Genomic DNA, 2,362 nt, shown 5'->3' with positions numbered 1-2,362 from the left:
CAGCACAGAGTTTTATGCCTGTTTGCTACCTCTGTCCATTTTGGCAGGGAGGGTCTTGCTGTCGGCCTTGTTCATCCGCGGCTGCATCCGGTCGGTGACCGTCGCACCCAGCAGCGACTCGTTCTGCCGGATCTCCGCCAGTGCGTTGCGGCGGGGCCGGCGCCACCGTCGCGGCCTAGCAGGTCCCCATCGACGTTGCGCCCTGCTGGCGACTGTGTCGCTCGCAGTGCCATCGGCTGCCTGAGCGCCCAGGCGCGGGTCTCTACAGCAAACCCACATAACGGACGGTGGGGCCGAGTTACTCTCGTCTCGGCCTCCTTGTTGGCCAAGCACATCCGTCCCCCTCACAGGAGAGAAGCATGGCTGGACTAACGCACCATGACCGCCGTCCCGATTGGGAGTACCTCACTCAGTGCGAGTACCGCCTGAAGGATCTTGAAAAGATCGTGGACTGGGCAGTGAAGTACCTGCCCGATACCGAGGCCCACTGGTGCGCCAATCGCTTCATGGGCCACATCAAAGCGATCATGGATCCATTCATCGGCATGTCCCGCGGCTATCCAGTCGACGAAGCCGTTAACCCCACTGACGAGTTACGGATTGTGCCCCTAAGCGAGTTTCTTGAAGAGGACGATGATCAATACATGCGACCGGCGACCACGGTCTACGAGAGCCTTCTCCGCAGTTCAGAGGCGTACGACGCGGTCTACACACACCTCTATGCGAAGCTCCCGCACTGCCGCGGCTGCTCCTGCTTGTGACACGCATACCCGCTTCACCAGCGAACGTCAGGTCGGGGCCTTTCAGGCAACTCCACGACGTCGGCTACGGCGAGGAGTTTCTCGGCGACGTCTTTCCCCAAGCATGTCCTGAGCGCGTCACGTCCTGAACCGCAGCAGATCCATGAGGTGTTCGCACGGCTGGCGAGGCGGTCCGCGGCGTCAACGGCTACGGCCCTGCTAAGCGCCAACGCTGCCTGTGTGAGAGGCTCATCGACCTCCAGTTCAACCTTGACGCCCACGTGGTTGTCGACGGGGTCGGTCAGGTTGTCGAGAAAGATCACGCGAGGACCAGCGTCGATCATCTCGGTCTCATAGTTCTCGCCGAGACCTCCAACGGACGCGGAGTAGACGGCGATGCGGTGGCGTGGATATCCGAAGCTCAGCAATCGCCTGAGCGCGGCAAAGGCTGTATGGGTCTTCCCGGAGAAGATTGGGCCGAGCAGAAGCATCCGCGCCGACTCGCCTTGTAGTACGGATGCGCACCATTGTTCCACCTGTGGGAGGTCCGATTCTGCGTCTGCAAACCTCGGTGGGATGAGATCTCTGGTCATCTGCGCGGGTCATCCTCCTCGTCGAACGCATAACGGATTGCCTGCCACACCTCGCCCACGGGCTTATTCGCCGCCCTAGCCAATTGCCTGACGGCCACTACGGTCACCTGGAGGAAGACGACTCCTAGGCTCGCAGGTGGGACGCTGTTGAGCCCTGGCACCATCATCATGCCGTGAATGCCCTGGATCGGTACACAAAAATGAGAAACCAGATCCTTCTACTCGCCCCATTGGTTCGACGAGGAAGCAGCGACGCACGCTGCTTGGCGTCAGTGCTGTGCAGGCCAGTACGCGCTGTCGGTGCCGTACTGCTCCACGATGACTGAATTGATACCGCCGGCGTCGAGAGTCTCGTCGCGGCCGGATCCGTGGGAAGCTGACAGCAGTGAACCCTGTCGGATGCTCGAAGCAAGGGTGCTCGACGGACGGCGGGTGCGCATGTGGGGAGTTACTATTCCGCCAAAATTGTGGATGAAGTAAAAGCGGAAAATCGGCGGAAATAGTTGCTCCCCTCTGCGAAGACACACGGGATCTTGTAGCAATGGAGTCGTACGTCCTGATGATGTCTGTCCTGGCTGAGCTTCAACGTGAGCTGATCGTGGCCAACACCAACGACGGTCTTGCTGCGGCTCGTGCTCGTGGACGTGTTGGCGGACGTCGGCCGAAGCTCAGCCCGGACCAGGCCGTGCTCGCCCAGCAGCTCTACGACGCGCGGGAAAGACCGTCCAGCAGATCGCCGACCTGTTCGGCGTGCCTCGCTCAACGGTGTACGGACACCTTGACCGAGGTAAGACCGTGCCTCGCCAGCCGAAGGGCGCCGCAGCCGCGAAGCCCTGACGGGCGATGGCTGATCACACGTGGCGTAGGAAAGGGAGTTACTACTCCGCCCAAACGTTCGCTGACGAAAAAGCGGAAAATTGCCCGGAATAGTTGATACGGACCGCGAAGAACCCGAAATTGACGTCGTGCGCCCTGCACGGCCCCGGCGTTCATGAGATCTGTCCGGATTAGTGATCGTTGATCAGATGT

General features: G+C 60.8%; 2 protein-coding genes and 1 pseudogene. 2 read left to right on the top strand and 1 reads right to left on the bottom strand.

The window, feature by feature from the left end:
• Positions 1-359 precede the first annotated feature (359 nt).
• A complete protein-coding gene (locus AB0O34_RS36665; protein WP_363923591.1) occupies positions 360-761 on the top strand; it encodes a hypothetical protein in 402 nt (133 codons plus the stop codon).
• A 14-nt stretch (positions 762-775) separates the two neighbouring features.
• Here the strand turns inward: AB0O34_RS36665 and AB0O34_RS36660 are convergent, their stop codons facing one another.
• On the bottom strand, positions 776-1,333 hold the full coding sequence (locus AB0O34_RS36660; RefSeq protein ID WP_363923589.1) for a hypothetical protein: 558 nt from the start codon (positions 1,331-1,333) through the stop codon (positions 776-778).
• 711 nt (positions 1,334-2,044) lie between these two features.
• Here AB0O34_RS36660 and AB0O34_RS36655 point away from each other — a divergent pair.
• A pseudogene (locus AB0O34_RS36655) lies at positions 2,045-2,170 on the top strand (helix-turn-helix domain-containing protein); the annotation flags it as partial.
• Positions 2,171-2,362 lie beyond the last annotated feature (192 nt).

Source organism: Sphaerisporangium sp. NPDC088356, assembly GCF_040685555.1.
GTDB lineage: Bacteria > Actinomycetota > Actinomycetes > Streptosporangiales > Streptosporangiaceae > Sphaerisporangium.
The sequence above is the reverse complement of the archived record's forward strand: the minus strand, read 5'-3'. Positions and strand labels throughout refer to the sequence as shown.

Excerpts from the sequence above, each read along its gene's own strand:
- AB0O34_RS36660 (WP_363923589.1), bottom strand. The coding sequence starts at position 1,333 with ATGACCAGAGATCTCATCCCACCGAGGTTTGCAGACGCAGAATCGGAC.
- AB0O34_RS36665 (WP_363923591.1), top strand. The coding sequence starts at position 360 with ATGGCTGGACTAACGCACCATGACCGCCGTCCCGATTGGGAGTACCTC.